Source organism: Kitasatospora sp. NPDC002522, from assembly GCF_053595195.1.
This window is the reverse complement of the sequence record NZ_JBSFXE010000012.1, coordinates 126,570-152,903: the sequence shown is the minus strand read 5'-3', so window position 1 is coordinate 152,903 and position 26,334 is coordinate 126,570. Positions and strand designations below refer to the sequence as shown.

Here is a 26,334-nt window from a genome sequence, read left to right as displayed (position 1 = left end):
TCGGTTCACCCAACGCGGGTGGCGCGAGCCGGGGTTGGCGTGCATAGCATGCGTCGGCGATGAGGAGGACGGGTGACGGTGCGTCTGGCGGGTGTCGGCAAGCGGTACGGGCGGGGCGGGCCCTGGGTGGTGCGCGGGGTGGAGCTGACGGTCCGTCCGGGCGCGCTGGTGCGGATCGAGGGCGCCAACGGGTGCGGGAAGTCGACGCTGCTGAAACTGCTCGCGGGCATCGAGCGGCCGGCGGAGGGGCGGGTGGAGGTGACGGGTAGTCGGGCCTGGGTGCCGGAGCGGTTCCCGGCGGCGCTGCCGTTCGACGTCCTCGGCTACCTGCGCCAGCACGGCCGGGTGCGCGGACTGTCGGCCGCCGAGACGGACCGCCGCTCCCGGGCCTGGCTGGAGCGCTTCGGCATCGCCGAGCGCGCGGGGACGCCGATCGGCCGGCTCTCCAAGGGGACGGCACAGAAGGTGGCGGTCGCCCAGGCGCTGCTCGCCGAGCCGGAGGTGCTGCTGCTCGACGAGGCGTGGACGGGGCTGGACCAGGCGGCGCGGGGCGAGCTCGACGAGGCGGTCGCCGAGCGGGCGGCCGCGGGCGGCGTGGTGTTCTTCGTCGACCACGACCCCGGCCGGCTGGCCGGGCTGGTGGACGCGGCGTACGCGGTGGCCGACGGTCGGCTGCGGGCGGCGGCGCTGCCGGACGCGGACCGCCACGGCCCGCGCACCGTGGTGGTGGTCGAGGCGGCGGAGCTGCCGCAGTGGCTGCCGGGCGGCCCGGAGCGCAAGCCGCTGGCGGACGGGGCGATCCGCCTGGACGTCGCGGCGGCGCACTCGGACGCGCTGCTGCGGCGGCTGCTGGCCGTCCCGGCGGTGCACGTCCGGAGCGTGCGGGCGGAGGAGGGGTCGTGACGGTCCGGGCGCTGACGCGCTATCACTTCGCGCTGCTGGTGCGCTCGCAGCGGTGGGTGCCGCCGGTGCTGGCGTACGTACTGGCGATGGTGGTCGGAGTGGCCGCGGGGGACGAGGAGTTGGGGGCGCTCGGCTACGCGGCGGGGGTCCTGGTGCCGGTGACGGCGTGGCTGGTGCGGACGGTGGTGACGGCCGAGCCGGCCGCCTCGCGGGGCTGCCTGGTGGCCGCGGCCGGATGGTGGCGGGTGCACCTGGGGGCGCTGCTGGCCGCGGTGCTCGCGGCCGCGGTGCCCGCCGCGGCGGGGATCGCCGGCGTCCTGGCGACGGGCGGCGGCTCGCGGGCCGGCGCGGCCCCGACGCTGCTCGCGGGCGCCCTGGCGGCGGGCGTGTGCCTGGCGCTGGGCGCCGCGATCGGCGCGGTGTGCAACCGGCCGGTGCTGCGGCGGTCCCCGTACGGGATACCGCTGGCGCTGGCGGGAGCGGTGGCGGTGCTGGTGCTGCCGGGCTCGCCGGCCAACGCGGTGGTGCGGGCGCTGGTGGCCGGGTCGGCCGGGAAGGGCCTGGTACTGCCGTGGTGGACGGCGCCCGCGGCGCTCGGGCTGGCCGCGGCGGCGGTGGCCGGAGCGGTCGCGCTGGCGGGCCGGGACGAGTGACCGGCAGGAAACGGACACACCGGACCGGATCGGAATAAATATGGCGAATCCTGGCTAGGGTGCTGGAGGACGTGCCCCAAGCCAGTCGGAAGGAAGTCCGCCGTGAGCAACCTGTTCGCGATCGCCTACCCGGATGTCGACACCGCCAAGCGGGTGCGCGACGAGCTGATCGGCCTGCAGAAGCAGAAGCTGATCGACCTGGAGGACGTCGTCGTGGTCGAGCGCCGCGAGGACGGCAAGATCAAGCTGCACCAGGCCATGTCCAACACCGGCATGGGCGCGGCGTCCGGTGCGCTCTGGGGCGGCGTGATCGGCCTGCTGTTCTTCATGCCGTTCCTGGGCGCGGCGATCGGCGGCGCCACCGGCGCGGCGGTCGGCGCCGCCACCGACACCGGCGTGGACGACAACTTCATGCGGCAGGTCGGCATGAAGATGGCGCCGGGCAGCGCGGCGCTGTTCGCGCTGGTGCGCAGCTCGACCCAGGACAAGGTGATCCCGGCGGTGGCGCAGTACGGCGGCGAACTGCTGCAGACCTCGCTGAGCACCGACGAGGAGGAGCACCTGCGGGAGATCGCCAAGGCGGCGTACCCGGGCTCCACGCTCTGACGGCAGGTGGCCACGGACGCTTCGACGCTCGCGGACCGGGCGCCCGGCTTACCGGCGGCCCGGCCGCGGCGCTGGACCGAACTGGTCCTGGTGCTCGCCGCGGTGGGGCTGGCGGTGTTCGGGTACGTCGAGGTGGGCGTCAACATCGACGGGAAGGCGCCGCCGGACGCCGCGGAGTACGGCGCCGCCCTCGGCGTGCTGGCCCTGGCCGCGCACGGCGCGGTGCGCTGGCGCGCCAGGTGGGCCGACCCGCTGCTGCTGCCGATCGCGGTGCTGCTGAACGGCATCGGACTGGTCGTCATCTACCGCCTGGACCGGGCCACTCCGGGCAGCGGGGCGGCCCCCACCCAACTGCTCTGGTCCACCCTGGGGGTGGGCCTGTTCATCGCGGTGCTGCTCCTGCTGCGCGACCACCGCCGGCTGCAGCGCTACGCGTACGTGGGAGCGTTCGTCGCGCTGGTGCTGCTGGTGCTGCCGGTGTTCTTCCCGCCGGTGTACGGCTCGCGGATCTGGATCACGCTGGGCCCGCTCTCCTTCCAGCCGGGCGAGTTCGCCAAGATCCTGCTGGCCGTCTTCTTCGCGGCCTACCTGGCCGCGCACCGCGACGCACTGACCCTGACGGGCCGTCGGGTGCTGTGGTTCCAACTGCCGCTGGGCCGGGTGCTCGGCCCGGTGCTGCTGATCTGGGCGGCCTTCGTCGGCGTGCTGATCCTGGAGACCGATCTCGGCACCTCGCTGCTGTTCTTCGGGCTGTTCGTGGTGATGCTGTACGTGGCGACCGCGCGGACCGGATGGATCGTCATCGGCCTGCTGCTGGCCGCGCTCGCCGCGGTCGGGGTGGGCTGGCTCTCCCCGCACGTGCACAGCCGGGTCACCGACTGGCTGCACCCGCTGGCGTCGATCGATGCCGGGCTGGGCGCCAACCAGATCGCCCAGTCGCTGTTCGCCTTCGCCTGGGGCGGCGAACTCGGCACCGGCCTCGGCCTCGGCCACTCCACGCTGATCGGCTTCGCCACCAAGTCGGACTTCATCCTGGCCACCGTCGGCGAGGAACTCGGCCTGACCGGGCTGCTGGCGGTCTTCCTGCTGTACGCGCTGCTGGTCTCCCGGGGCTTCCGCACCGGCATGGAGCTGCGCGACCCGTTCGGGCGGCTGCTGGCGATCGGCCTGGCCGCGCTGGTGGCGATCCAGGTGTTCGTGGTGGCCGGCGGCGTGCTCGACCTGATCCCGCTGACCGGGATGACCCTGCCGTTCATCGCCCAGGGCGGCTCGTCCGTGGTCACCAACTGGATCATCGTGGCGCTGCTGGTGCGGATGAGCGACCTGGCCCGGCGTCCCGCCCCCGAGGCGGCCCGGTGAGGCGCGGACGGATCGAGGGACCGCGCGACGGCCCGCAGGGACTGCCCGGCATCACCACCACCGGCCGCCGGGCCGGCACCTTCTGCATGCTGCTGATCGTCGCCCTGTCGGTGCAGGCCACCCGGGTCCAGGTCTTCCAGAAGAAGGAGCTCGACCACAACAGCGCCAACCAGCGGGCCACCATCCAGCGCTACAGCCAGCCGCGCGGCAACCTGGTGGTGGCCGGCGCCCCGGTCACCGGCTCCGCCGCGACCGGCGGCCGCTACGCGTACAAGCGCACCTACACCGACGGGCAGCTGTACGCGGCGGTCACCGGCTACTCGTCCCAGACCTACGGCAACACCCAACTGGAGGGCGTCTACGACGACCTGCTCTCCGGCACCGACCCCAGGCTGGCCGGCTGGGCGGTCTGGGACGCCATCTCCCGGCAGCGGCAGCCCGGCGGCGACGTGGTCACCACCATCGACCCGGCCGCCCAGCGGGCCGCCCTGCAGGGCCTCGGCAGCCAGAAGGGCGCGGTCGCCGCGATCGAACCCGCCACCGGCCGGATCCTCGCCCTGGTCTCCACCCCCAGCTACGACCCCGGCACCTTCGCCGGGACCTCCGCCGCCGACCAGGACGCCTGGAAGAAGCTCCAGGACAACCCCGACCAGCCGATGCTCAACCGGGCGCTGCGGCAGATCTACCCGCCCGGCTCCACCTTCAAGGTGGTCACCGCCGCCGCCGCGCTGGCCAACGGCGTGGTGACGGACATTCAGGCCCCCACCAGCGCCCCGTACCCGTACGTGATGCCCGGCACCACCACCGAGCTGCCCAACGACACCACCGCCTGCGACCGGGCCGGGATGTCGCTGGACGAGGCGATGGTGCTGTCCTGCAACAGCACCATGGGCTACCTCGGGGTGCAGACCGGGCTGGACCGGATGACCGCGATGGCGAAGAACTTCGGGTTCAACGACGCCCGGCTGGACGTGCCGGTGCGCGCCGCCCGGTCCAACTTCGACACCGAGATGAACAAGTCGCAGCTCGCACTCTCCTCGATCGGCCAGTACGACACCGCCGCCACCCCGCTGGTGATGGCGATGGTCGCCGCCGGGGCCGCCGCCGACGGCCAGGTGATGTATCCACAGCTTGTGGACAAGCTGACCAAGGCCGACGGCAGCCAGGTCCAGCTGATGCATCCGGTGCTCTACCGGCAGGCGTTCGGCTCCGGAGTCGCCTCCCAGCTGCGGGAGTTGATGACCGACGTGGTGGAGAACGGCACCGGCCGCAACGCCCGGATCGCCGGCGCCGAGGTGGGCGGCAAGACCGGCACCGCCCAGCACGGCGTGGACAACAGCGGGACGCCGTACGCCTGGTTCATCGCCTGGGCCCGCCCGTCCGGCTCCACCGCCGTGCCCCCGGTCGCGGTCGCCGTGGTGGTCGCCGACAGCCAGGCCAGCGAGGTGACCGGCGGCGGGCTGGCCGCGCCGATCGCCAAGGCGGTCATGCAGGCGGTGCTGAACCGGTAACCGGGCCCGATCGGCAGATAGCAGGAGTCATTGGTGCTTTTGGTACTGTCCCTGCCGGATTCCCCATCAGAAGGACATCGATGAGCACCACCCGCCTGCTGCGGCGCAAGCCCGTGGACACCCTGATCGCCGAAGCGGGCGGGAGCGGAACCGGCCACCTGCGCCGCTCCATCGGCCTGTGGCAGCTGTCCGCGATCGGCATCGGCGCCACCGTCGGCACCGGCATCTTCTTCGTGCTCACCACCTCCGTCCCGGAGGCCGGGCCGGCCGTGGTGCTGTCCTTCGTGATCGCCGCCGTCACCGCGGGCCTCACCGCGCTCTGCTACGCCGAACTGGCCTCCGCCATCCCGGTCGCCGGCTCCTCCTACTCGTACGCCTACGCCACCATGGGCGAGGTGGTCGCCTTCGGCGTCGGCGTCTGCCTGCTGATGGAGTACGGGGTCTCCGCGTCGGCGATCGCGGTGACGTGGGGTCAGTACCTCAACCAGTTCACCGACCTGGCGTTCGGCTTCCAGCTGCCCGCCGTGCTGACCGCCCCGCCCGGCGACCACGGCATCGTCAACCTGCCCGCGGTGGTGCTGGTCGCGCTGGTCACCCTGCTGCTGATCCGCGGCGCCGGCGAGTCCGCCAAGGTCAACGCCGTCATGGTGGCGATCAAGCTGGCCATCCTGGTGCTGTTCATCGCGGTCGGCCTGACCGGCTTCTCGGCCGGCAACTTCCACCCCTTCCTGCCGCTCGGCTGGGGCGGGGTGCAGACCGCGGCGTCCACCATCTTCTTCTCCTTCATCGGCCTGGACGCCGTCTCCACCGCCGGCGAGGAGGTCCGCAACCCGCGGCGCACCCTGCCGCTGGCCATCCTGATCTCGCTGGTCGTGGTCACCCTGCTGTACATCGCGGTCGCCGTCACCGCGATCGGCGCCCAGCCCTGGCAGCAGTTCGACGGCCAGGAGGCCGGCCTCGCGCAGATCCTGCAGAACGTCACCGGCCAGAGCTGGCCCGCGCTGGTCTTCGCCCTCGGCGCGATCGTCTCGATCTTCTCGATCACCCTGGTGGTGATCTACGGCCAGACCCGCATCCTGTTCGCGATGGGCCGCGACGGCCTGCTGCCCCGCCGCTTCACCCGGGTCTCCGCCCGCACCGGCACCCCCGTGTGGAACACCGTCGTGGTCGGCGCCGCGGTCGCGCTGCTCGCCGCGGTCTTCCCGCTCAAGCTGCTCGCCGACATGACCTCGATGGGCACCCTGGTCGCGTTCGCCACGGTGTCGCTGGGGATCGTCGTGCTCCGCCGCACCCGCCCCGACCTGCCGCGCGGCTTCAAGGTCCCGCTGTACCCGGTCACCCCGCTGGTCAGCGCCGCGGCGTGCATCTACCTGATCACCCAGCTGCACGCCGATACCTTCCTCGCCTTCGGCGTCGCGCTGGCCGTCGCCGCCGTCGTCTACTTCGGCTACAGCGCCAAGCACTCCCGGCTGGCCCGACCCGCCGACGACCTGACCCGGGTGTGAAGGTGAAACAGGGGCGTGCACTCCGGCGCGCGCCCCTGTTTCCGCTGGCACCGGGCACGGCGCTCGGTGCCGAGTTCGAACCGGAAGCCGGAAATCCGCGCCGAGTCCCGGGACATCGGCACACCCGGGCCCTAGCCTTCGCATGGTGACCACCCGACCGCCCGACCAGGCAGGCCAGGCCACGTGCGCCCTGCACACCCCGTCCGGCGACGCCCCGCCCCGCGGCGACGGGCGGGTGCCCGCCCCGCGCGGCCGCCGCACCCGCCGGGTCGCCCGGCTCGTCGCCCACCCCGGCGTCCAGGCCCTCGGCTGCCTCGCCGCAGCCGGCTGGGCCGCCGCCTTCCCGCTCCTGTCCGACCTGGTCAACCAGGTCTACTGGGGCCGCTTCGCCGCCCCCGCCTACCTGCTCGCCGCCGTCCTCTGCGTCACCCTGCCGCGCGGCCTCGCCCCGCGCGCCGCCGCCACCGCAGCCGCGATCGGCGCCGTCCTGCTGCCGCTCGCCGCGCTCGCCCTGAAAGGCCGTCACCAGTCCGAGGTGATGGTCGTCGAACGCGGCGCGTACCTGCTGCTGCACACCGGCAGCCCGTACCTGACCGACCCCACCCACGTCACCGACTACAACCCCTACCTGCCCGCGATGGCCCTGTTCGGCCTGCCCCGGGCCGCCCTCGGCGCCGCCCATCCCGCCACCCGGCTGCTCGGCGACGCCCGGCTCTGGTTCGCCGCCGCCTTCCTGGCCTGCCTGCTGGCCGGCTGGCGGCTGCTGCGGCCCACCCTCACCCGCGCCCCGATACTGCCGCTCGCGGTGCTCACCGCCTCCCCGCTGATCGCCCTCGCGCTGGTCGTCGGCGGCGTCGACCTCCCGCTGATCGGCGTCTGCTGCCTCGCCATGGCGCTCGCCGAACGCGGCCACCCGGTCCGCACCGGCCTGGTCCTCGCCCTCGCCTGCACCCTCAAGTGGACCGCCTGGCCGGCCGTCCCGGTCGCCCTGCTGCTGCTCCACCACCGCCACGGCCTGCGCCCCGCCCTGCGGGCCGGCGTCCTCGCCGTCACCCTCGGCTGCGCGGTGATCGCCCCGTTCGCCCTCGACCGCACCCGCGAACTGTACGAACAGGTGGTGCGCTTCCCGCTCGGCCTCACCGCCCTGCACACCCCCGCAGGCAGCCCGCTGCCCGGCAAGGTGCTGGCCGGACTCGGCCCGCTCGGTCACACCCTCTCGCTGACCCTGCTCTGCCTCGGCGGCCTCGCCGTCGCCCTCTGGCTGCTCGCCTACCCGCCGCCCACCGCCGTCGCCGCCTGCGACCTGCTCGCCGCCGGACTCACCGTCGCCTTCACCCTCGCCCCCGCCGGACGCTTCGGCTACCTCGCGCTGCCCGCCGTCCTGGTCCTCTGGCCCCGGCTCGCCAGCACCCCCGGACGGCCCCATCCGCCCGCCGACCGCCAGTCGCCGCCACCCGCCGCCGCGGCGCTGCCTAGGGTGTCCCCCGTAACCGTTCGAACTCGGGAGTGACGGCATGGGCGCCACCGGACGACGCCGATTCCTCGGCCTGGCCGCCGGCGCGGCCGCCGGACTGACCGCCTGCGGTCCCGGCCGCGCCCACCCCGGCGCCGCGCCCTCACCCGACGGGGCGCCGATCCCCACCCCGACGCCCGCGCCGTCCGCCACCGCGGCCGAGAACGCCCGCCCCGGCAACGCCGACTGGCGGATCGTCAACGCCGGGCCGGCCGCCGCGATCGAGGGCTGGGCCGACCGGGTCAGCGTCCTGCCCGGCGAACAGTTCGGCCTGCACGTCTCCACCACCGCCCCCGGCTTCACCGTCTCCGCCTACCGGATGGGCTGGTACGGCGGCGCCCGCGCCCGCCTGGTCTGGAAGTCCGGCGCCCTCCCCGGCACCCGCCAGGAGCCGTTCACCGTCGACCAGGCCACCCGCACCGTCCGCACCGCCTGGACCCGCACCACCGCCGTCGACACCACCGGCTGGCCCGAGGGCTGCTACCTGCTCCGCCTGGACGCCGACGGCGGCGCCGGCCAGCGGTACGTCCCGCTCACCGTCCGCTCCCGCACCACCGCCGGCACCACCGTCGTCGTCAACGCCGTCACCACCTGGCAGGCCTACAACGAGTGGGGCGGCTACAACCTGTACAACGGCCCCACCGGCGGCCTGCCCACCCGCTCGCTCCAGGTGGTCTTCGACCGCCCCTACCAGTACGCCGACGGCGCCGGACTCTTCCTGGTCTACGAGGCCCCGCTGATCGCGCTCGCCGAGAAGCTCGGCCTGCCGCTCTCCTACACCACCGGCATCGACCTGGCCGCCGACCCCGCGCTGCTGCACGGCGCCAAGGCGGTCCTGTCGCTCGGCCACGACGAGTACTGGTCCCCCGAGCAGCGCGCCCACGTCACCGCCGCCCGCGACGCCGGCACCCACCTCGCGATCCTCGGCGCCAACTGCTGCTACCGCCGCGTCCGTTACGAACCGTCACCGACCGGACCCGACCGCACCGTGGTCTGCTACAAGGGCGCCTGGAAGGACGACCCCGGCTACCAGGCCGGCCACCCCGCCACGACGGACTTCCGCTCCCCGCCCGGCGCCGACCCCGAATCCTCCCTGCTCGGCGTCCTCTACGACGGCTACCCCGTCGACGCCCCCTACGTCGTCACCTCCCCCGACCACTGGCTGTTCGCCGGGACGGGCGCCAAGCAGGGCGACAGCTTCGCCCACCTGGTCGGCGTCGAGTACGACCGCGTCGACCCGTCCTTCCCCACCCCGCAGGGCATCCAGGTCATCGCCCACTCCCCGGTGGTCTGCGACGGCCGCAAGTCGTTCGCCGACACCGCCCTCTACACCGCGCCCAGCGGAGCCATGGTCTTCGCGACCGGCACCATGCGATGGGTCGAGTCCCTCGACGCGATCGGCCACGGCCTCGACGACCGCACGGCGGCGCTCACCCGGCAGGTGACGGAGAACTACCTGCGGAGGGTTTCTTAGGGAGCTCGGGCAACTTGCACCACCAGGGGCTCGGGGAACTGCGAGGCGAGTGCCTGGTGGTCTGAGCCCGGCTGTAGGTCTTCGGAGACCCCCATCCGTCAGTTGTTGCCGATCTTGAGGACCTTGGAGACGGCCGGGCCGGCCGATTCCGCGCCGTGCTTGCCGCCCTGGACCTCCGCGGCGACGGCGAGGTTGCCGGAGTAGGCGGTGAACCAGGAGTTGGGGTCGTTCTGGCCGGTGACCTCCGCGGTGCCGGTCTTGGCGCCGGAGCCGGCCGGCAGGGCCGGGGTGACGGCGGCGGCGGTGCCGGACCTGACGGTCTGGACCATCAGGCCGCGGAGGTTGGTGAGCACCTCGGGGGAGAGGTTTCGGGCGGCCTTCACCTGGTCCATGCCGGGCACCAGGATCGGCTGGCGGAAGACCCCGGACTGGACGGTCGCGGCGACCGAGGCCATCGCCAGCGGGTTGGTCTGCACCTTGCCCTGGCCGATGAACTCCGTGGCGGCGCCCGCCATGTTGGACTCGACGGGGATCTTGGTGTCGAAGCTGGAGAGGCCGGTCTTCCAGACCAGGCCGAGGCCGAAGACGTCCTGCGCGAGCTTGGGCAGCGAGTCCGGCTTCAGGACCTCCTTGCCCTTCTCGATGAAGGCGGTGTTGCAGGACTTGGTGAAGTCCTCGGTGAAGGTGTAGTTCGGGAACTCTCCCCGGTCGTCGTTGTGCAACTCGAGGCCGGTGACCTTGGTCGTGTCGGGGCACGGCATCGGGGAGTTCGGGGCGACGCCGGCTTCCAGCAGGGCGGCGGCGGTGAGCACCTTCATGGTGGAGCCGGGGGCGGTGGCGCCGCCGAAGGCCCGGTTCTGGCCGGTCGGCGGGGAGAAGGCGAAGGCCAGGATGTTGCCGGTGCTGGGCTCGATGGCGACCAGCGAGGCGGGCTTGCCCTGTTCCTTGACGGCGGCCTCGGCGGCGGCCTGCAGGTTGGCGTCCAGAGTGAGCTTGAGGTTGGCGACCGGCTTGGGGTCCTTGATGGTGAACAGCTTCTCGGTGGCCGCGCTGCCGGAGTCGGCGGAGATCACCACGCCGGTGCCCGCGTCCGCGGGGTCGCCCTGCGGGACGGCGGTCTTGAACTTGTCGAGCAGGCCGGTCAGCGAGGCGTTGCCGCCGAGCGGCTTGCCGTTGCGGTCGGTGACGGCGGCGGGGGTGGCGAAGATCGGCTTGACCGCGATGGTCTCGCCGGCGTCCAGCTTGGGGTGGATGACGCTGGGGGCCCAGTGCACGGCGGCGGTGCCGTCGCTCATCTTGACCACACCGAGCACGCCGTCGTAGTTCCACGGGGTACCGGTGTCGGCGAACTCCATCGACGCCTTGAAGCTCTCCAGCACGCCGGTCGGCGCGGCCGGGGCGGCGGAGGAGGACGCGGAGGCGGAGGTGCTCGGCGCGGCGGTCGCCGACTTGGCGGCGGAGGGGGAGGGCGCGGTGGTGGGGCCGCCGACCGTGAGGTGGACGGCGCTGGGCTTCACCTTGTCCTGGAACGCGGTCAGCGCGGCCTGCGCCTGGTCGGGCGCGTCGGTGAGCTTGGCGGCCCCGAACAGGTCGCCCTTGGCCCAGGCCTCCAGGAACGCCTTGGCGCCGGACGCGGCCAGCTCCGGGCTCGGCGGCTCGGCGACCACCGTGCGGGGCTTGGCCGCCTCCGTCTTCGTCGAGCCGTCGGAGACCAGCGCGTACGCGCCGTACCCGCCGACTCCGAGCAGCACCGCGGCGAGCGCGGCGATGCCGATCTTGGCGCCCTTGTTCACGTGTCCGTCCCCCAGAAGGTGTCCTGCGTCCGCCGGTCATCAGCGGCCACGACACCATAGACAGACGTCATCCGTGCACTCACGACACGCTGCGGGTTTGTGACAGATCCGGTACACGTGACGAGGTGTCAGATCCAGCTGGTGAACCACATCCGGGCGCGCCAGTCCTGCATCGGGATGGTCTGCCCGGTGTAGATCGGATAGAAGTACAGGAAGTTCCACATCACCGCGGCGATCAGCAGGCCGGCGCCGGTGGCCCCGGCCAGTCGGCGGTCGGGTGAGGCGTCGGCGGGGCCGAGCATCGCGCCGATCATCATGGTGACCGCGAGGACCAGGAACGGGACGAAGCAGACCGCGTAGAACAGGAAGATGGTCCGCTCCTGGTACATGAACCAGGGCAGGTAGCCGGCGCCCAGCGCGATCAGGATCGCCCCGGCCCGCCAGTCGCGGCGCAGCACCCAGCGGTACAGGCAGTACCCGAGGGCGGCGATGCCCGCCCACCACAGCAGCGGGGTGCCGATGGCGAGCACCTCGCGGGCGCACTCGGCGGTGGTGCAGCCGGCCTGGCCGTTCTTCGGCGACTCGTAGAAGAAGGAGACCGGCCGGCCCAGCAGCAGCCAGCTCCACGGGTTCGACTGGTAGGTGTGCGGGCTGTGCAGGTTGGTGTGGAAGTCCCACATGGTCTGGTGGTAGTGCCACAGGCTCCGGAACCACGCCGGCCCGAAGCCGCCGGAGTTGTGCAGCGCCCAGTCCCGGTAGTACCCGCCCTTGCCGGGCTCGGTGCTGGACATGATCCAGCCGGTCCAGCTGAGCAGGTAGACCCCGGCGGCGGTGACGCAGACGCTGACGCCGGCGACCGCGGCGTCCAGCAGGCCCCACACGGTCCAGTTGCGGCTGCCGAGCATCCGCCGGGCCGAGACGTCCCACATCAGGGTGAGCAGCAGGAACGCGCCGATCGCCGGGAGGCCGCTCCACTTGGTGGCCATCATCAGGCCCAGGCAGACGGCGGCGGCGAGCCGGTAGGGCCGCCAGCCGAGCACCGTCCAGTCGCCCCGGACGCCGTCCTCCAGTCGGCGGGCGATCAGTGCGCGGGTCCGGTCCCGGTCGAGCAGCAGGAAGCCGAACGCGGCCAGGAACCAGAACATCACCACCAGGTCGAGGATCGCGGTGCGGCTGAGTACGAAGTGCAGGCCGTCGACCGAGAGCAGCAGGCCGGCGACGCAGCCGAGCAGGGTGGAGCGGAACAGCCGGCGGGCGATCCGGGCCAGCATCAGCACCGAGAGGGTGCCGAGCACGGCCATCATGAACCGCCAGCCGAAGGGGCTCATGCCGAAGATCTGCTCGCCCAGGCCGATGATCCACTTACCGACCGGCGGGTGGACGATGTACGCCGGGTCGGTGCGGAACGGGATGTTCGGGTTGGGCGCGGTGATCTGCGCGTTGGCGTCGTCGGCCCAGCTGGTCTCGTAGCCGACCCGCCAGAGCGAGTAGGCGTCCTTGGCGTAGTACGTCTCGTCGAAGATCAGCGCGTGCGGGCCGCCGAGGTTCGCGAAGCGCAGCACGCCGGCGAAGAGCGCGACGGCGATCGGGCCGAGCCAGCCGGACAGCCTGCACAGCAGCGTCCAGAACTCGACGGACATCCGCAGGCCGAGCCGGGCGAGCACGGGGGAGAGTTCCACCCGGTCCGGGGTGACGCCGAAGCCGTCGGGCATCGGAGGCACCAACTGCTCGGCCAGGGACGGCCGTTCGGGTGCCCGATAGCCGACGCCGCGCAGTGCGCGGGCCCAGCGCGAGTCCGGTTCGCCGCTCTCCCGTGGCGCCGGAACGACGGCCGGGTCGGCCGATTCCAGCACGATCACGCCGCCCCGCTCAGGGTGGTCCATACCACTCTCCATGTCGCCGCTCACGCGCCACATCGTAGGGGCAATGCGGTAAGTCACAAGGGGCACCCGCACGACGAGAAGTCACGAGGGGCGCCCGCACTACGAGAGGATGTCAGGGTGACTGGTGTTCTCGTTCTGGCAGGTACCCCCATCGGCGACGTCGACGACGCGCCGCCCCGACTGCGCGCCGAACTGGCCGAGGCGGACGTGATCGCCGCCGAGGACACCAGGCGGCTGCGCCGACTCACCCAGGCGCTCGGCGTCACGCCGGCCGGCCGGGTGCTCTCGTACTTCGAGGGCAACGAGGTGGCCCGTACCCCGGAGCTGGTCGCCGCGCTGCTGGACGGCGCCCGGGTGCTGCTGGTCACCGACGCCGGCATGCCCTCGGTCTCCGACCCCGGCTACCGGCTGGTGGACGCCGCGGTCGCCGCCGGGGTCAAGGTGACCGCGGTGCCCGGCCCGTCCGCGGTGCTCACCGCGCTGGCGCTGTCCGCGCTGCCGGTGGACCGCTTCACCTTCGAGGGCTTCCTGCCGCGCAAGGCCGGCGACCGGGCCCGGCAGCTGGCCCAGATCGCCGCCGAGCCGCGCACCATGGTCTTCTTCGAGGCCCCGCACCGGATCGCCGAGACCCTCGCCGCGATGGCCGAGGCGTTCGGCGCGGACCGCCTCGCCGCGGTCTGCCGGGAGCTCACCAAGACCTACGAGGAGGTCCGCCGCGGCCCGCTCGACGAGCTCGCGGCCTGGGCCGCCGAGGGCGTCAGAGGCGAGATCACCGTGGTGGTGGCCGGTGCCCCGCCCGCCGCGCCCGAGGAGGTCGGCCCGGCGGAGCTGGCCCGCCGGGTGGCCGCCCGCGAGCAGGCCGGCGAGCGCCGCAAGGAGGCGATCGCCGCGGTCGCCGCCGACCTGGGCCTGCGCAAGTCCGTGGTCTTCGACGCCGTGGTGGCCGCCAAGCACGGCGCGTGACCGGTACGTGCCACCTGGGCTTTTCGCGCGTACGTTGGAATGAGCACCCCAGCGGAGGGCCAATTCGGGACCAAGACTTGGCAAGCCGGGTATCGCTCGGAGCCTCCCGGGCATTCCCTGGGATGGAACAACCCGCGCCGCGGTCGTCCGACCCGGCGGCGGGCTCCGAGCGAAGCGAGGTGGCGCATGAGCGACACGATCGACAGCCCCCGGAACGACGGAGCACCCAGCGGACTCGGGGTGACCGCCCGGCCGCGCACCTCCGTGGAGACGGTCCGCGAGGCGTACTCCTTCGCCTGCCTCAACTGCGGCTACGGCTGGGAGCAGGCCTACGACATCGAGCACCACACGGCCAGGGACGGCCACACCGTGGTCGAGTACAAGGCGAACGGGGTGCGGGTGCCCTCGCCGCTGCGTGAACTGGTCTGCCCCGGCTGCGGCGGCGAGCGGGTCCGGATCATGCAGGCCGGCCGGGTCGCCGAGGTGGCCGCCACCGCGGCACCCGGGTACGCGCCGACCGCCGAGCCCGAGGGGCCGCCGAAGCCGGCCCGGCTGAAGGAAGAGCACCGTCGCCGCTGGTTCTCCCGCTCCCACCCGACCGGATGACCACCCGGGCCCGGGCCGCCCGCACCCGTGGGCGGCCCGGTGCTCCGACTAGGATCCGGGGGTATGGCGGCCTCCGAAGAGCACAGCAGCACCCCGGCGTACTACGTCACCACCCCGATCTACTACGTGAACGACCGCCCGCACCTGGGCCACGCGTACACCACCGTCGCCGGTGACGTGCTCACCCGCTGGCACCGCCAGCGCGGCGCCGACGTCTGGTACCTGACCGGCACCGACGAGCACGGCCAGAAGATCCTGCGCACCGCCGAGGCCAACGGCGTCACCCCGCAGCAGTGGTGCGACCGGCTGGTCGAGGAGGAGTGGAAGCCGCTCTGGCGCCACCTGGAGATCGCCAACGACGACTTCATCCGCACCACCGAGGCGCGCCACACCGACCGGGTGCGGGAGTTCGTCCAGGACCTGCACGACCGGGGCGAGATCTACAAGGGCAGCTACACCGGCCCGTACTGCGTCGGCTGCGAGGAGTACAAGCTCCCCGGTGAGCTGCTGCCCGGCGCCACCGAGGACGAGAAGCTCTGCCCGATCCACCGGCGCCCGGTCGAGTGGCTGGAGGAGGAGAACTACTTCTTCCGGCTCTCCGCGTACGGCCCGAAGCTGCTGGAGTTCTACGCCGCCAACCCGGAGTTCATCCAGCCCGCCTCGGCCCGCAACGAGGTGCTGCGCTTCGTCGAGCAGGACCTCAAGGACCTGTCGATCTCCCGCTCCACCTTCGACTGGGGCATCCCGCTGCCCTGGGACGAGAAGCACGTGCTGTACGTGTGGGTGGACGCGCTGCAGAACTACATCACCGCGGCCGGCTACGGCGCGGACCCCGAGCGCTTCGCCCGGCTGTGGCCCGCCTCCGTGCACCTGGTCGGCAAGGACATCCTGCGCTTCCACGCGGTGATCTGGCCCGCCATGCTGATGGCCGCCGGACTGCCGCTGCCCAAGCGGGTGGTCGCCAACGGCTGGCTGATGGTCGGCGGCGAGAAGATGTCCAAGTCCAACCTGACCGGCATCGCGCCCACCGACCTCACCTCGCACTTCGGCGTCGACGCCTACCGCTACTACTTCCTGCGGGCCATCCCGTTCGGCACCGACGGGTCCTTCTCCTGGGAGGACTTCACCGCCCGGTACACCTCCGAACTCGCCAACGACTTCGGCAACCTGGCCTCCCGGGTGGCCGCCATGGTCGGCCGGTACTTCGACGGCGTGCTGCCCGCCGCGACCGCCGCCGGCCCCGCCGAGCAGGTGATCGCCGACGGGCTGGCCCGGGCTGCCGCCGAGGCCGACCGGAAGATCGGCGAGGAGCTCGACTTCGCGGGCGGCATCGCCGCGGTCTTCGAGTTCGTCAAGCTGGTCAACGGCTACCTCACCGAGCAGGAGCCCTGGAAGGTCGCCAAGTCCCCCGACGGGCAGGACCGGCTCGCCACCGTCCTGTACACCGCCGCCGAGGCGCTGCGCGCCACCGCGGTGCTGCTCAACCCGGTGATGCCGTCCGCCGCCGCGAAGCTGTGGGAGTCGCTGGGCGCCGAGCCCGGCCTCGGCGCGCTCGCCGACCAGACCATCGCCACCGTCGCCGACTGGGGCCGCCTCCCGGTCGGCGCCACCGTCACCAAGGGCGAGATCCTGTTCCCCCGCCTGGAAGAGAAGGCTGCCTCCTGATGGCCGGCAAGAAGAACGACGACCGCGCCACCCCGCCGCCGCTGCCCGAGCCCCTCGCGGTGCCGGTCGCCGACTCGCACACCCACCTCGACATGCAGTCCGGCACCCCCGCGGAGGGCCTGGCCCGGGCCGCGTCGGTCGGCGTCACCACCGTCGTCCAGGTCGGCTGCGACATCCCCGGCTCGCGGTGGGCCGCCGCACTCGCCGAGCAGTTCGAGCAGGTGCACGCCGCGGTCGCGCTGCACCCCAACGAGGCGCCGCGGATCTTCCTCGGCGACCCTGGGGGCACCTCCCAGCCCCCTGGGGCTGGGGGAGGCTGGTCGGGCCAGCACCGCGCCCCCGGCGGGCAGGCCGCCCTCGACGAGGCCCTCGCCGAGATCGACCGCCTCGCCGCCCTCCCGCAGGTGCTCGCCGTCGGCGAGACCGGACTCGACTACTTCCGCACCGGCCCCGAGGGCGTGGACATCCAGAAGGAGTCCTTCCGCCGCCACATCGAGATCGCCAAGCGCCACGGCAAGGCACTCGTGATCCACGACCGCGACGCCCACGAGGACGTCATCGCCGTGCTGCTCGAAGAGGGCGCCCCCGAGCGCACCGTCTTCCACTGCTACTCCGGCGACGCCGCGATGGCCAAGACCTGTGCCGAGCACGGCTGGTACCTCTCCTTCGCCGGGCCCGTCACGTACAAGGCCAACCACGCCCTGCGCGAGGCCCTCACCGCCACCCCGCTCGACCGCGTCCTGATCGAGACCGACGCCCCGTTCCTCACCCCCCACCCCTACCGCGGCCGCCCCAACGCCCCGTACCTGATCCCGGTCACCCTCCGCGCCATGGCGGCCCACCTGGACCTGGCCGAGGACGAACTCGCCACCGCCATCGCCGCCAACACCGCCCGCGCCTTCGGGTACTGATCGGCCCGTATCCTTGCCGGGTGAGCACCACCGAACCCACCTCCGACGGCCACCTGCTGGGAGCCGCCGACATCCGCGCGCTGGCCGAGGCGTTCGGCGTGAAGCCGACCAAGCAGCGCGGGCAGAACTTCGTCATCGACGGCAACACCGTGCGGCGGATCGTCCGGGCGGCGGGGGTGACGGAACGGGACGCCGTGGTCGAGGTCGGGCCGGGGCTCGGGTCGTTGACGCTGGCGCTGCTCGAAGTGGCGCGGCACGTCACCGCGGTGGAGATCGACCCGGTGCTGGCGCGCCACCTGCCGGACACCGTCAGGGGCCGGATGCCCGGCAAGGCCGACGCGTTCGACCTGGTGCTGAGCGACGCCATGGACGTCACCGAGCTGCCCGGGCCGGAGCCGACCGCGCTGGTGGCGAACCTGCCGTACAACGTCGCGGTGCCGGTGCTGCTGCACATGCTGGAGACCTTCCCGAGCATCGAGCGCACGCTGGTGATGGTGCAGAGCGAGGTCGCCGACCGGCTCGCCGCCAAGCCCGGCAACAAGGTCTACGGGGTGCCCTCGGTCAAGGCCAACTGGTACGCCGACGTGAAGCGGGCCGGCGCCATCGGCCGCAACGTGTTCTGGCCGGCGCCGAACGTCGACTCCGGCCTGGTGTCGCTGATCCGCCGCGACCCGCCCGCCACCACCGCCTCCCGCCGCGAGGTGTTCGCCGTGGTGGACGCCGCGTTCGCGCAGCGCCGCAAGACCCTGCGGGCCGCCCTCGCGTCCTGGGCCGGCTCGCCCGCCGCCGCCGAGCAGGCCCTGCACGCCGCCGGGATCGACCACACGCTGCGCGGCGAGATGCTGACGGTGGAACAGTTCGCCGCGATCGCCGAGCACAAGCCCCACCCGGAGGAGCGGTAGACATGGTCACGGTCCGCGTGCCCGCCAAGGTCAACGTCCAGCTCGGCGTCGGCGGGGTCCGCCCCGACGGCTACCACGACCTGGCCAACGTCTTCTTCGCGGTCGCCCTCGGGGACGAGGTGACCGCCACCCCCGGCGAGGGCGTCACCCTCTCCTGCACCGGACCGGACGCCGACGCCGTCCCGCTGGACGACACCAACCTGGCCGCCCGCGCCGCCCGCCTGCTCGCCGCCCGCCACGGCCTCGCCGACCCCGGCGTCCACCTGCACATCGACAAGGCCATCCCGGTGGCCGGCGGCATGGCCGGCGGCAGCGCGGACGGCGCGGCCGCGCTGCTCGCCTGCGACGCGCTGTGGCAGCTCGGCACCCCGCTGGAGACCCTGCTGGAACTGGCCGCCGAGCTCGGCTCCGACGTGCCGTTCGCCCTGCTCGGCGGCGTCGCCCTGGGCCGCGGCCGCGGCGAGATCCTGGAGGCCCTGCCGGTCTCGGGCACCTTCCACTGGGTCTTCGCGGTCGCCGACGGCGGACTCTCCACGCCGGCCGTCTTCAAGGAGTGCGACCGCCTGCGCGAGGAGTCCGGCCTCGGCGCGAGCATCGACGACGTCCCCACCCCCGACGCCGACCCGGCGCTGCTCGCCGCCCTCGCCGAGGGCGACCCGGTCGCGCTGGCCGCCGCCCTCGCCAACGACCTGCAGGCCGCCGCGATCTCGCTGCGCCCCGCCCTCGCCGACACCCTGCGGGCCGGCACCGAGGCCGGCGCCCTGGCCGCGCTGGTCTCCGGCTCCGGCCCGACCTGCGCCTTCCTGGCCAAGGACGCCGACACCGCCGAACAGATCGCCACCGCCCTCCGCACCTCCGGCACCTGCCGCACCGCCCACACCACCCACGGCCCGGTCCCCGGCGCCCACCTGGTCTAGTCCTCTCACTCGGTCCGCTCGCTTGACCTGGAGCGCGCTCCAGATTCCAGACTCCTCTCCGTGGCCCGCACCGGGCGGGCTGCGGAGACGAGGGGAACCCGGATGCGCCAGCGCACCATCGGAACCGATCCGCGCACCCGCCGCGAGGTCGGCGTGCTCAGCCTCGGCGCGATGCTGTTCGGCACGTTGACCGACGAGCCGACCGCCTTCGCCGTGCTGGACCGCTTCGTCGAGGCGGGCGGCACCTTCATCGACACCTCCAACAACTACGCCTACTGGATCGACGGCAGTCAGGGCGGTGTCAGCGAGGAGGTGATCGGCCGCTGGCGCGCCGCCCGCGGCATCACCGACGAGGTGGTGATCGCCACCAAGGTCGGCGCCCGCCCGAAGGCCCCCGGCACCGGGTTCGTGGAGAACGGCGAGGGGCTGGGCGCGGAGGCCGTCCGCGCGTCCGTGGAGGCCAGCCGCAAGCGCCTGGGCGTCGAGCGGCTCGACCTGCTGTACGCGCACGTCGAGGACCCCGCCGTCCCGCTCGCCGAGACCGTCCGGGTGTTCGGCGAACTCGTCGACGAGGGCGCGGTAGGCCTGCTCGGCGTCTCCAACCACTGGTCGTGGCGGGTCGAGCGGGCGCGCCACCTCGCCGCGCGGGCCGGACTCCCCGGCTACGAGGTGCTCCAGTACGGCCACAGCTACCTGCGCCGCCGCGGCGACTGGCCCGGCCTGCTCTCCGCCGACGGCGACCAGGCCGCCGTCCAGGGCGACCTGATCAGCTACGTCCGGGAGAACCCCGAACTCACCCTGGTCGCCTACTCCCCGCTGCTCGGCGGCGGCTACGTCCGCGACGACAAGCCGCTCGGCCCGTCCTTCGACCACGCCGGCACCCCGGCCCGGCTCGCGGCGCTCGACACCGTCGCCCGGCAGACCGGCGCCACCCGCAACCAGGTCGTGCTGGCCTGGCTGGTCGACGGCCCCGTCCCGTGCATCCCGCTGGTCGGCGCCTCCTCGGTGGCCCAGCTCGACGAGAGCCTGGCGGCGCTGGACCTGGAGCTGACGGAGGATCAGCGCCGCCTGCTGGACGCCGCACGGTGATGACTCGGGAAGCCCGCGACTAGGCTGGGGTGCGTTCTACCCCCCGTCCCGTCAGGAGCACACCAGCTGTGGCCGTCAATCTCGCCACCATCGAGTCCGTCACCAAGGTGTACGGCACCAGGGCCCTGCTGGACGGGGTGAGCCTCGGGGTCAGCGAGGGCGACCGGATCGGCGTGGTCGGCCGCAACGGCGACGGAAAGACGACGCTGATCCGGATGCTGGCGAAGCTGGAGGAGCCGGACACCGGGCGGATCACCTGGTCGGGCGGGCTGCAGATGGCGGTGCTGACCCAGCACGACTCGCTCGACCCGAAGGCGACCATCCGGCACGAGGTGATCGCGGACCGCGCCGACCACGAGTGGCTCGGCGACGCGCGGATCCGCGACATCATCCAGGGCCTGTTCGGCGGCCTCGACCTGCCGGGCTTCCCGGACGGCCTGGACACCGTGATCGGCCCGCTCTCCGGCGGCGAGCGGCGCCGCATCGCGCTGGCCAAGCTGCTGCTCGGCGAGTGGGACCTGATCGTGCTCGACGAGCCGACCAACCACCTCGACGTCGAGGGCATCGCCTGGCTCGCCCAGCACCTGCAGAACCGCCGCTCCGGCCTGGTCTGCGTCACCCACGACCGGTGGTTCCTGGACCAGGTGTGCACCCGGATGTGGGACGTGCAGCGCGGCGAGGTCCGCGAGTACGAGGGCGGCTACTCGGACTACGTGTTCGCCCGCGCCGAGCGCTCCCGGATCGAGGCCACCGAGGAGCAGAAGCGGCAGAACCTGGCCCGCAAGGAGCTGGCCTGGCTGCGCCGCGGCGCGCCGGCCCGCACCTCGAAGCCGCGCTACCGGATCGAGGCGGCGAACGCGCTGATCGCCGACGTGCCGGAGCCGCGCGACAAGTCCGAGCTGATGAAGTTCGCCAACGCGCGGCTCGGCCGGACCGTGTTCGACCTGGAGGACGTGACCGTCAAGGCGGGCGACAAGCTGCTGCTGGAGCACCTCACCTGGCAGCTCGGCCCGGGCGACCGGATCGGCCTGCTGGGCGTGAACGGCGCGGGCAAGACCTCGCTGCTGCGGGCGATGCAGGCCGCGTACGCCACCGACGGCGACGTGCAGCCGGCCGGCGGCACGGTCAAGGTCGGCAAGACGGTGCGCCTGGCGTACCTGTCGCAGGAGATCGCCGAGCTGGACCCGACGACCCGGGTGCTGCAGGCGGTCGAGCAGATCCGCGGCCGGGTCGACCTCGGCAAGGGCCGGGAGATGAGCGCCGGACAGCTCTGCGAGCAGTTCGGGTTCGGCAAGGACAAGCAGTGGACGCCGGTCGGCGACCTGTCCGGCGGTGAGCGCCGCCGCCTCCAGCTGCTGCGGCTGCTGATGGACGAGCCGAACGTGCTGTTCCTCGACGAGCCCACCAACGACCTCGACATCGAGACGCTGAACCAGCTGGAGGACCTGCTCGACGGCTGGCCCGGCTCGATGGTCGTGATCAGCCACGACCGGTTCTTCATCGAGCGGACCACCGACACCACCTACGCCCTGCTCGGCGACCGCCGGATGCGGATGCTGCCGAACGGCGTCGACGAGTACCTGCAGCGCCGCACCGCGATGGCGGAGGCCGCCGCGGCGACCGCCGCGGCCCAGCTCCCGGCCGCCGAGCCCGCCTCCGGGCTGTCCGCGGTCGACCTGCGCGCCGCCAAGAAGGAGATGCAGAAGCTGGAGCGGCAGATCGCCAAGCTGGACCAGCAGGAGTCCACGCTGCACGCCCGACTCGCCGAGCACGCCGCCGACTTCTCCAAGGTCGCCGAGCTGGACGCGCAGCTGCGCAAGGTCCGCGAGGACAAGGAGGAGCTGGAGCTCAGCTGGCTGGAGCTGGCCGAGCAGGTCTGACGCCGACCCGGTCGCCCGGCCCGCTCAGCCGAGCAGCACGTCCAGTTCGTCCGCGGCGCGCGCCATCGCGCTGCGGGTCGGGTCGTGCGGCGCGCCGGGCGGGGCGGTCCGGCCGGACGGCGGGCGGTGCGCGCGGGCCGCGTCGGTGAGCCGGTCGAGCGAGGCCAGCACCCGGTCGATCACCGGCCGTTCGGGCTCCCGGCCGCCGTAGCGCAGCTGGGCGGCGTACGCGGCGACCGCACCGCTGAGCCGTTCCAGCGCGGCGGTGGCGGGCAGCCACTCCTCGGCCAGCCGGCCGGCCGGCGGCGGTTCGGCCAGGCCCAGCTGGACCTGCCGGCGGGCGTCGGCCAGCGCCCGGTACGCGGTGCGGCGCAGCCACACCTCGGCGACGGGTTCGGCGCGGTCGGCCACCACCGAGGCCAGGTAGCGGCGGACGGTCGAGGCGGCGGTCACGATGCTCGGCTCGATCCGGTGCGGTGGGCGCTCGGGCCACAGCAGGTAGCCGAAGACCAGCACGATCGCGCTGGCCAGCGTGGTGTCCAGCATCCGCGGCCAGAACTCGGCGGCGCCGCTCTCCCCGCCGAGCTGCACCAGCAGCAGCGCGACCGGCGTCATCACCGCGGTGTTCAGCCCGTAGTGCGCGGCGTTGGAGTACGGCAGCAGCGCCACGCAGAGCGACACCAGCAGGCTCAGCGCCCACGCGTTGTCGGTCAGGGCGAGCAGGACGGCGGTGGCGGCGATGCCGAGCACGGTGCCGAGCGCCCGGCTGACGGCCCGTTGGAAGACCGAGCCGAGGTCCGGTTTGAGGACGAAGGCCACCGTCATCGGCACCCAGTAACTGCGGCTCAGCGTCAGCCCGTTGACCGCGGCCTCGGCGATCGCCACGCACAGGGCCACCCGCAGCCCGTAGCGCACCGAGCCGCGGGAGAGCAGCCGGACCCGCAGCCGCCACGGGTCCGGGGGCGGCGGGGCGGCGGTGTCCAGCGGCGCCCACCGGCCGGCGACGGTGTCCACGGCCGCCCGCAGCGCCGTGTCGAAGGCGGTCCGGGACGGGGTGTCCGGCTGCCAGTGCGGGTACCCGTCGGGCGGCGGGCCGCCGGTGACCTGCCGGGCCAGCGCCGCCGGGACGGCCGCCACCTCCGGCGGGACCGGGCGCCACGCCCAGAGCAGTCCGCTGGCCGCCTCGGTCGCGCCGAGCGCCGCCTCGTAACTGCGGCGCAGCCACCGCAGCCGCTCCGACTCGCGGCGCCCGGGCCGGGCGGCCGGCAGCAGGTCCTGCATCTCGTTGAGCCGGCCGGTGAGGACGCGGCGAGCGGCCGCGCCGTCGGGGGTGCCGAGCGCGGCGAGCATCCCGGCGAGGGCCAGGTAGACGTCGGCGAGCGCCCGGGTCCGCGGGTCGGTGCGCACGTCGGTGCGGTACCGCAGGCCGAGCAGCAGGACCAGAGCCGCACCGCAGGGCATCATCGCGGGCGCCGCCCACCACGGGTGCGGCAGCGCCATCCCGCCGCCCAGCGAGGCGGAGACCAGCAGCAGCAGTCCGGCCGCCGAGCCGCGCGGACCGGTCGCGCTGAGCGCGCCGCCGGCGAAGCCGACCACCGTCAGCGCCACCCCGATCAGCAGGCCGCTCGCGCCGCCGTGCTGCAGCGCCGCGCCGACCAGCATCCCGGTGGTGGAGGCGGCCAGGGCCAGCGCGATCCGCGGGGCCCGCAGCCGCAGCGGCTCCACCCGGTCGTTCATGGTCGCGTGCATCGCCCCGAGTGCCGCGAACACCCCGAGATCCAGCCGCCCGGACACCAGGCCCGCCAGCAGCGGCACCGCCATCCCGACCGCGGCCCGGCCCGTCGTCGTCCACGGCACCGCCGGACGGTCCGGCCGCAGGGCCAGCGCCCACCACGCGGTCGCATTCCCACGGCCGGGGCCTGACAAGTGATCACGCGCCTTCGCTGCACCAGTGGTTCGTGGCTGCTGGGCGACATTGCACGGCAGAACGGGTCTTCTCGGGCAGTCTATCGCCGCCCTGATCAGCCGAGGCTCGGCTCGAAAGCCGATTTCCCAACCGGTCGGCGGACCATGTAAAGTCTTCCTCGTCACAAGGGGAACCGAGAGGAACCCCGAGCAGCAAGCCCCTATAGCTCAGTCGGTAGAGCGTCTCCATGGTAAGGAGAAGGTCTGCGGTTCGATTCCGCATGGGGGCTCCGAAACGAAGGCCCCGCCGTCACGGCGGGGCCTTCGTCGTTTCGCGTGGCGGGAGTTGACCGAAGACGGGCCGATTGCCACCTGGCGGGGCGGGCACGAATGCGCTGTGATGGTGCGTCTGTCGAGCCGGACCGGTGGAGGTGGCGGGTGAGTGCTCGACTCGTGGTGGCCGATGACCACCGGCTGATGGCCGAGGCCCTGGGGACCGCCCTGCAGCAGCGCGGGCACCGGGTGCTCGGGGTGGGCTCGCCGTCCGCCGCCGTGCTCGAACTGGTGGCGGGGCGCCGGCCGGAGGTGTGCCTGCTGGGGACGGCCGCCGCGGTGGAGGACCCGTTCGAGGCGTTGCGCCGGCTGCGGCGGGAGCGTCCGGAGATCGCGGTGGTGGTGCTGGGTCCGCTGGGCGCGCCGGCCCGGGTGGCCGCGGCGTTCGCGGCGGGCGCGAGCGGCTACGTCCGCAGCGACGAGCGGATCGACGTGGTGGACCGGGCGATCGCCCGGGTGCGGGCCGGGGAGGCGGCGGTCGCGGTGGAGGTGCTGCGGGCGGCGTTCGAGCACCTGCTGTGGCCGGTGACCGAGCCCGACGACGAGGCGGTGCGGCTGCTGCGGCTGCTGACCCGGCGGGAGATCCAGGTGCTGGCGCGGATCGCGGAGGGCGAGGACACCGCGGCGATCGCCGCGGCGATGCGGATCGCCCCGTCGACGGCCCGCACCCACGTGCAGCGGGTGCTGACCAAGCTCGGCGCGCGGTCCCGGCTGGAGGCGGCGGCGCTGGCCGCCCGGACCGGGCTGCTCGACCAGCTCGGCTGAGCGGCGCGTTCTCCCATCCGGACGGTCGACCGGCCGTTCAGTCCGGTGGCCTATGCTCCCCAGCGAAAGAGTGTCGACTGTTGCGGAGGTCGAGGGCATGGGCAAGTACCTGGTCACGGGCGGGGCCGGCTACGTGGGAAGTGTGGTGGCGGCGCACCTGCTGGAGGCGGGCCACCAGGTGACGGTGCTGGACGACCTGTCGACCGGGTTCGTCGAAGGCGTGCCGGACGGCGCGGAGTTCGTCCGCGGCCGGATCCAGGACGCCGCCGAGGTGCTGGACTCCTCGTTCGACGGCGTGCTGCACTTCGCGGCGTCCTCGCAGGTCGGCGAGTCGGTCGCGGACCCGGAGAAGTACTGGCGCAACAACGTCGCCGGATCGCTCGAACTGGTGACGGCGATGCGCAAGGCCGGGGTGGGCACCCTGGTGTTCTCCTCCACCGCGGCGGTGTACGGCGAGCCGGAGGAGGTGCCGATCCCGGAGACCGCGCGGACCGCGCCGACCAACACCTACGGCGCCACCAAGCTGGCCGTGGACCACCTGATCACCTCCGAGGCGGTCGCGCACGGCCTCGCCGCGGTCAGCCTGCGCTACTTCAACGTGGCCGGCGCGTACGGCCGTTACGGCGAGCGCCACGAGCCGGAGTCGCACCTGATCCCGCTGGTGTTCCAGGCGGCGCTCGGGCAGCGCCCGCACATCGCGGTGTTCGGCGAGGACTACCCGACCCCGGACGGCACCTGCATCCGCGACTACATCCACGTCGCCGACCTGGCCGAGGCGCACCTGCTGGCGCTGACCGCCGCCAAGCCGGGCGAGCACCTGATCTGCAACCTGGGCAACGGCAACGGCTTCTCGGTGCGCGAGGTGATCGAGGCGGTCAAGCGGGTCACCGGCCGCGAGATCCCGGTGCACGTCGCCGACCGCCGGGCCGGCGACCCCGCCGTCCTGGTGGCCGCCGCGGGCCGCGCCCACGAGGTCCTCGGCTGGACCCCGCAGCGTCCGGAGCTCGACCGGATCGTCGCCGACGCCTGGGAGTTCACCCTCGCCAACCGCGTCTGACCTGCCGCCCTGGGCCCGACTCCCACCGGCGAAGACCCTGTGTACAGGAACTTCACCAAACCCCCACGCCGCCCTGCCGTCCGCCCGTAGGCTGAGCGAGGCACCGGTGGGGGTCGGGCCACGAGCAGGGGGGCAAGGACG

Annotated in this window: 21 protein-coding genes and 1 tRNA gene; 19 read left to right on the top strand and 3 right to left on the bottom strand. The window is 73.4% G+C overall.

What is annotated here, in order from left to right; all coding sequences use genetic code 11:
• Window positions 1-78: 78 nt before the first annotated feature.
• From ACWD4U_RS13260 to ACWD4U_RS13225, 8 genes are all read left to right on the top strand, one after another.
• Entirely contained in the window at window positions 79-903 is an 825-nt protein-coding gene (locus ACWD4U_RS13260) for an ABC transporter ATP-binding protein (RefSeq protein WP_363452093.1), read from the top strand.
• Window positions 900-1,556 (top strand): ABC transporter, encoded by a 657-nt coding sequence (locus ACWD4U_RS13255; RefSeq protein ID WP_363452007.1) that lies wholly within the window; start codon window positions 900-902, stop codon window positions 1,554-1,556. The genes ACWD4U_RS13260 and ACWD4U_RS13255 overlap by 4 nt, the downstream gene beginning before the upstream one ends.
• Before the next feature lie 102 nt (window positions 1,557-1,658).
• Entirely contained in the window at window positions 1,659-2,162 is a 504-nt protein-coding gene (locus tag ACWD4U_RS13250) for a DUF1269 domain-containing protein (protein ID WP_363452005.1), read from the top strand.
• A 6-nt stretch (window positions 2,163-2,168) separates the two neighbouring features.
• Window positions 2,169-3,521, top strand: a complete 1,353-nt coding sequence (locus ACWD4U_RS13245; RefSeq protein WP_363452003.1) for an FtsW/RodA/SpoVE family cell cycle protein — start codon at window positions 2,169-2,171, stop codon at window positions 3,519-3,521.
• Window positions 3,522-3,607: 86 nt separating this feature from the next.
• Window positions 3,608-5,032, top strand: coding sequence for a penicillin-binding transpeptidase domain-containing protein (locus ACWD4U_RS13240; protein WP_363452091.1), 1,425 nt, complete (start codon window positions 3,608-3,610; stop codon window positions 5,030-5,032).
• A gap of 80 nt (window positions 5,033-5,112) precedes the next feature.
• Window positions 5,113-6,537 (top strand): amino acid permease, encoded by a 1,425-nt coding sequence (locus ACWD4U_RS13235; protein WP_363452001.1) that lies wholly within the window; start codon window positions 5,113-5,115, stop codon window positions 6,535-6,537.
• 142 nt (window positions 6,538-6,679) lie between these two features.
• Window positions 6,680-8,047, top strand: coding sequence for a glycosyltransferase 87 family protein (locus tag ACWD4U_RS13230; protein WP_363451999.1), 1,368 nt, complete (start codon window positions 6,680-6,682; stop codon window positions 8,045-8,047).
• Between the two features lie 4 nt (window positions 8,048-8,051).
• Window positions 8,052-9,524 carry a N,N-dimethylformamidase beta subunit family domain-containing protein gene (locus tag ACWD4U_RS13225; protein WP_363451997.1) on the top strand — a complete coding sequence of 491 codons (1,473 nt, stop codon included), beginning with the start codon at window positions 8,052-8,054 and terminating at the stop codon, window positions 9,522-9,524.
• Between the two features lie 98 nt (window positions 9,525-9,622).
• Here the strand turns inward: ACWD4U_RS13225 and ACWD4U_RS13220 are convergent, their stop codons facing one another.
• Together ACWD4U_RS13220 and ACWD4U_RS13215 are read right to left on the bottom strand one after the other, a co-directional pair.
• Window positions 9,623-11,317: a penicillin-binding transpeptidase domain-containing protein gene (locus ACWD4U_RS13220; RefSeq protein ID WP_363451995.1), complete on the bottom strand. Its 1,695-nt coding sequence runs from the start codon at window positions 11,315-11,317 to the stop codon at window positions 9,623-9,625.
• A gap of 128 nt (window positions 11,318-11,445) precedes the next feature.
• Window positions 11,446-13,200 carry a dolichyl-phosphate-mannose--protein mannosyltransferase gene (locus ACWD4U_RS13215; RefSeq protein WP_363451993.1) on the bottom strand — a complete coding sequence of 585 codons (1,755 nt, stop codon included), beginning with the start codon at window positions 13,198-13,200 and terminating at the stop codon, window positions 11,446-11,448.
• 117 nt (window positions 13,201-13,317) lie between these two features.
• Between ACWD4U_RS13215 and rsmI the strand changes: the two genes are divergently transcribed.
• The 8 genes from rsmI to ACWD4U_RS13175 all read left to right on the top strand — a co-directional run bounded on the left by rsmI (window position 13,318) and on the right by ACWD4U_RS13175 (window position 22,133).
• On the top strand, window positions 13,318-14,163 hold the full coding sequence (rsmI, locus tag ACWD4U_RS13210; protein ID WP_363451991.1) for a 16S rRNA (cytidine(1402)-2'-O)-methyltransferase: 846 nt from the start codon (window positions 13,318-13,320) through the stop codon (window positions 14,161-14,163).
• 186 nt (window positions 14,164-14,349) lie between these two features.
• Window positions 14,350-14,769, top strand: a complete 420-nt coding sequence (locus ACWD4U_RS13205; RefSeq protein WP_363451989.1) for a hypothetical protein — start codon at window positions 14,350-14,352, stop codon at window positions 14,767-14,769.
• 63 nt (window positions 14,770-14,832) lie between these two features.
• On the top strand, window positions 14,833-16,434 hold the full coding sequence (metG, locus tag ACWD4U_RS13200) for a methionine--tRNA ligase (RefSeq protein ID WP_363451987.1): 1,602 nt from the start codon (window positions 14,833-14,835) through the stop codon (window positions 16,432-16,434).
• Entirely contained in the window at window positions 16,434-17,345 is a 912-nt protein-coding gene (locus tag ACWD4U_RS13195; protein WP_363451985.1) for a TatD family hydrolase, read from the top strand. The genes metG and ACWD4U_RS13195 overlap by 1 nt, the downstream gene beginning before the upstream one ends.
• 20 nt (window positions 17,346-17,365) lie before the next feature.
• On the top strand, window positions 17,366-18,247 hold the full coding sequence (rsmA, locus tag ACWD4U_RS13190; protein WP_363451983.1) for a 16S rRNA (adenine(1518)-N(6)/adenine(1519)-N(6))-dimethyltransferase RsmA: 882 nt from the start codon (window positions 17,366-17,368) through the stop codon (window positions 18,245-18,247).
• A gap of 2 nt (window positions 18,248-18,249) precedes the next feature.
• Window positions 18,250-19,164 (top strand): 4-(cytidine 5'-diphospho)-2-C-methyl-D-erythritol kinase, encoded by a 915-nt coding sequence (locus ACWD4U_RS13185; RefSeq protein WP_363451981.1) that lies wholly within the window; start codon window positions 18,250-18,252, stop codon window positions 19,162-19,164.
• A 102-nt stretch (window positions 19,165-19,266) separates the two neighbouring features.
• On the top strand, window positions 19,267-20,253 hold the full coding sequence (locus ACWD4U_RS13180) for an aldo/keto reductase (protein WP_363451979.1): 987 nt from the start codon (window positions 19,267-19,269) through the stop codon (window positions 20,251-20,253).
• 68 nt (window positions 20,254-20,321) lie between these two features.
• Window positions 20,322-22,133 carry an ABC-F family ATP-binding cassette domain-containing protein gene (locus tag ACWD4U_RS13175; protein WP_363451977.1) on the top strand — a complete coding sequence of 604 codons (1,812 nt, stop codon included), beginning with the start codon at window positions 20,322-20,324 and terminating at the stop codon, window positions 22,131-22,133.
• A gap of 24 nt (window positions 22,134-22,157) precedes the next feature.
• Here ACWD4U_RS13175 and ACWD4U_RS13170 read toward each other — a convergent pair whose 3' ends face one another.
• Entirely contained in the window at window positions 22,158-23,990 is a 1,833-nt protein-coding gene (locus ACWD4U_RS13170; RefSeq protein WP_363451975.1) for an FUSC family protein, read from the bottom strand.
• A gap of 265 nt (window positions 23,991-24,255) precedes the next feature.
• On the opposite strand from ACWD4U_RS13170, the gene ACWD4U_RS13165 reads away from it, so the two are divergent.
• The 3 genes from ACWD4U_RS13165 (at window position 24,256) to galE (ending at window position 26,193) form a co-directional block, all read left to right on the top strand.
• Window positions 24,256-24,328: transfer RNA gene (locus ACWD4U_RS13165), tRNA-Thr, on the top strand.
• 148 nt (window positions 24,329-24,476) lie between these two features.
• Window positions 24,477-25,136 carry a LuxR C-terminal-related transcriptional regulator gene (locus ACWD4U_RS13160; protein ID WP_363451973.1) on the top strand — a complete coding sequence of 220 codons (660 nt, stop codon included), beginning with the start codon at window positions 24,477-24,479 and terminating at the stop codon, window positions 25,134-25,136.
• A gap of 97 nt (window positions 25,137-25,233) precedes the next feature.
• The gene (gene galE, locus ACWD4U_RS13155) at window positions 25,234-26,193 is read left to right on the top strand and encodes a UDP-glucose 4-epimerase GalE (protein ID WP_363452089.1); all 960 of its coding nucleotides are present in this window, start codon (window positions 25,234-25,236) and stop codon (window positions 26,191-26,193) included.
• The last annotated feature ends 141 nt before the right edge of the window (window positions 26,194-26,334 follow it).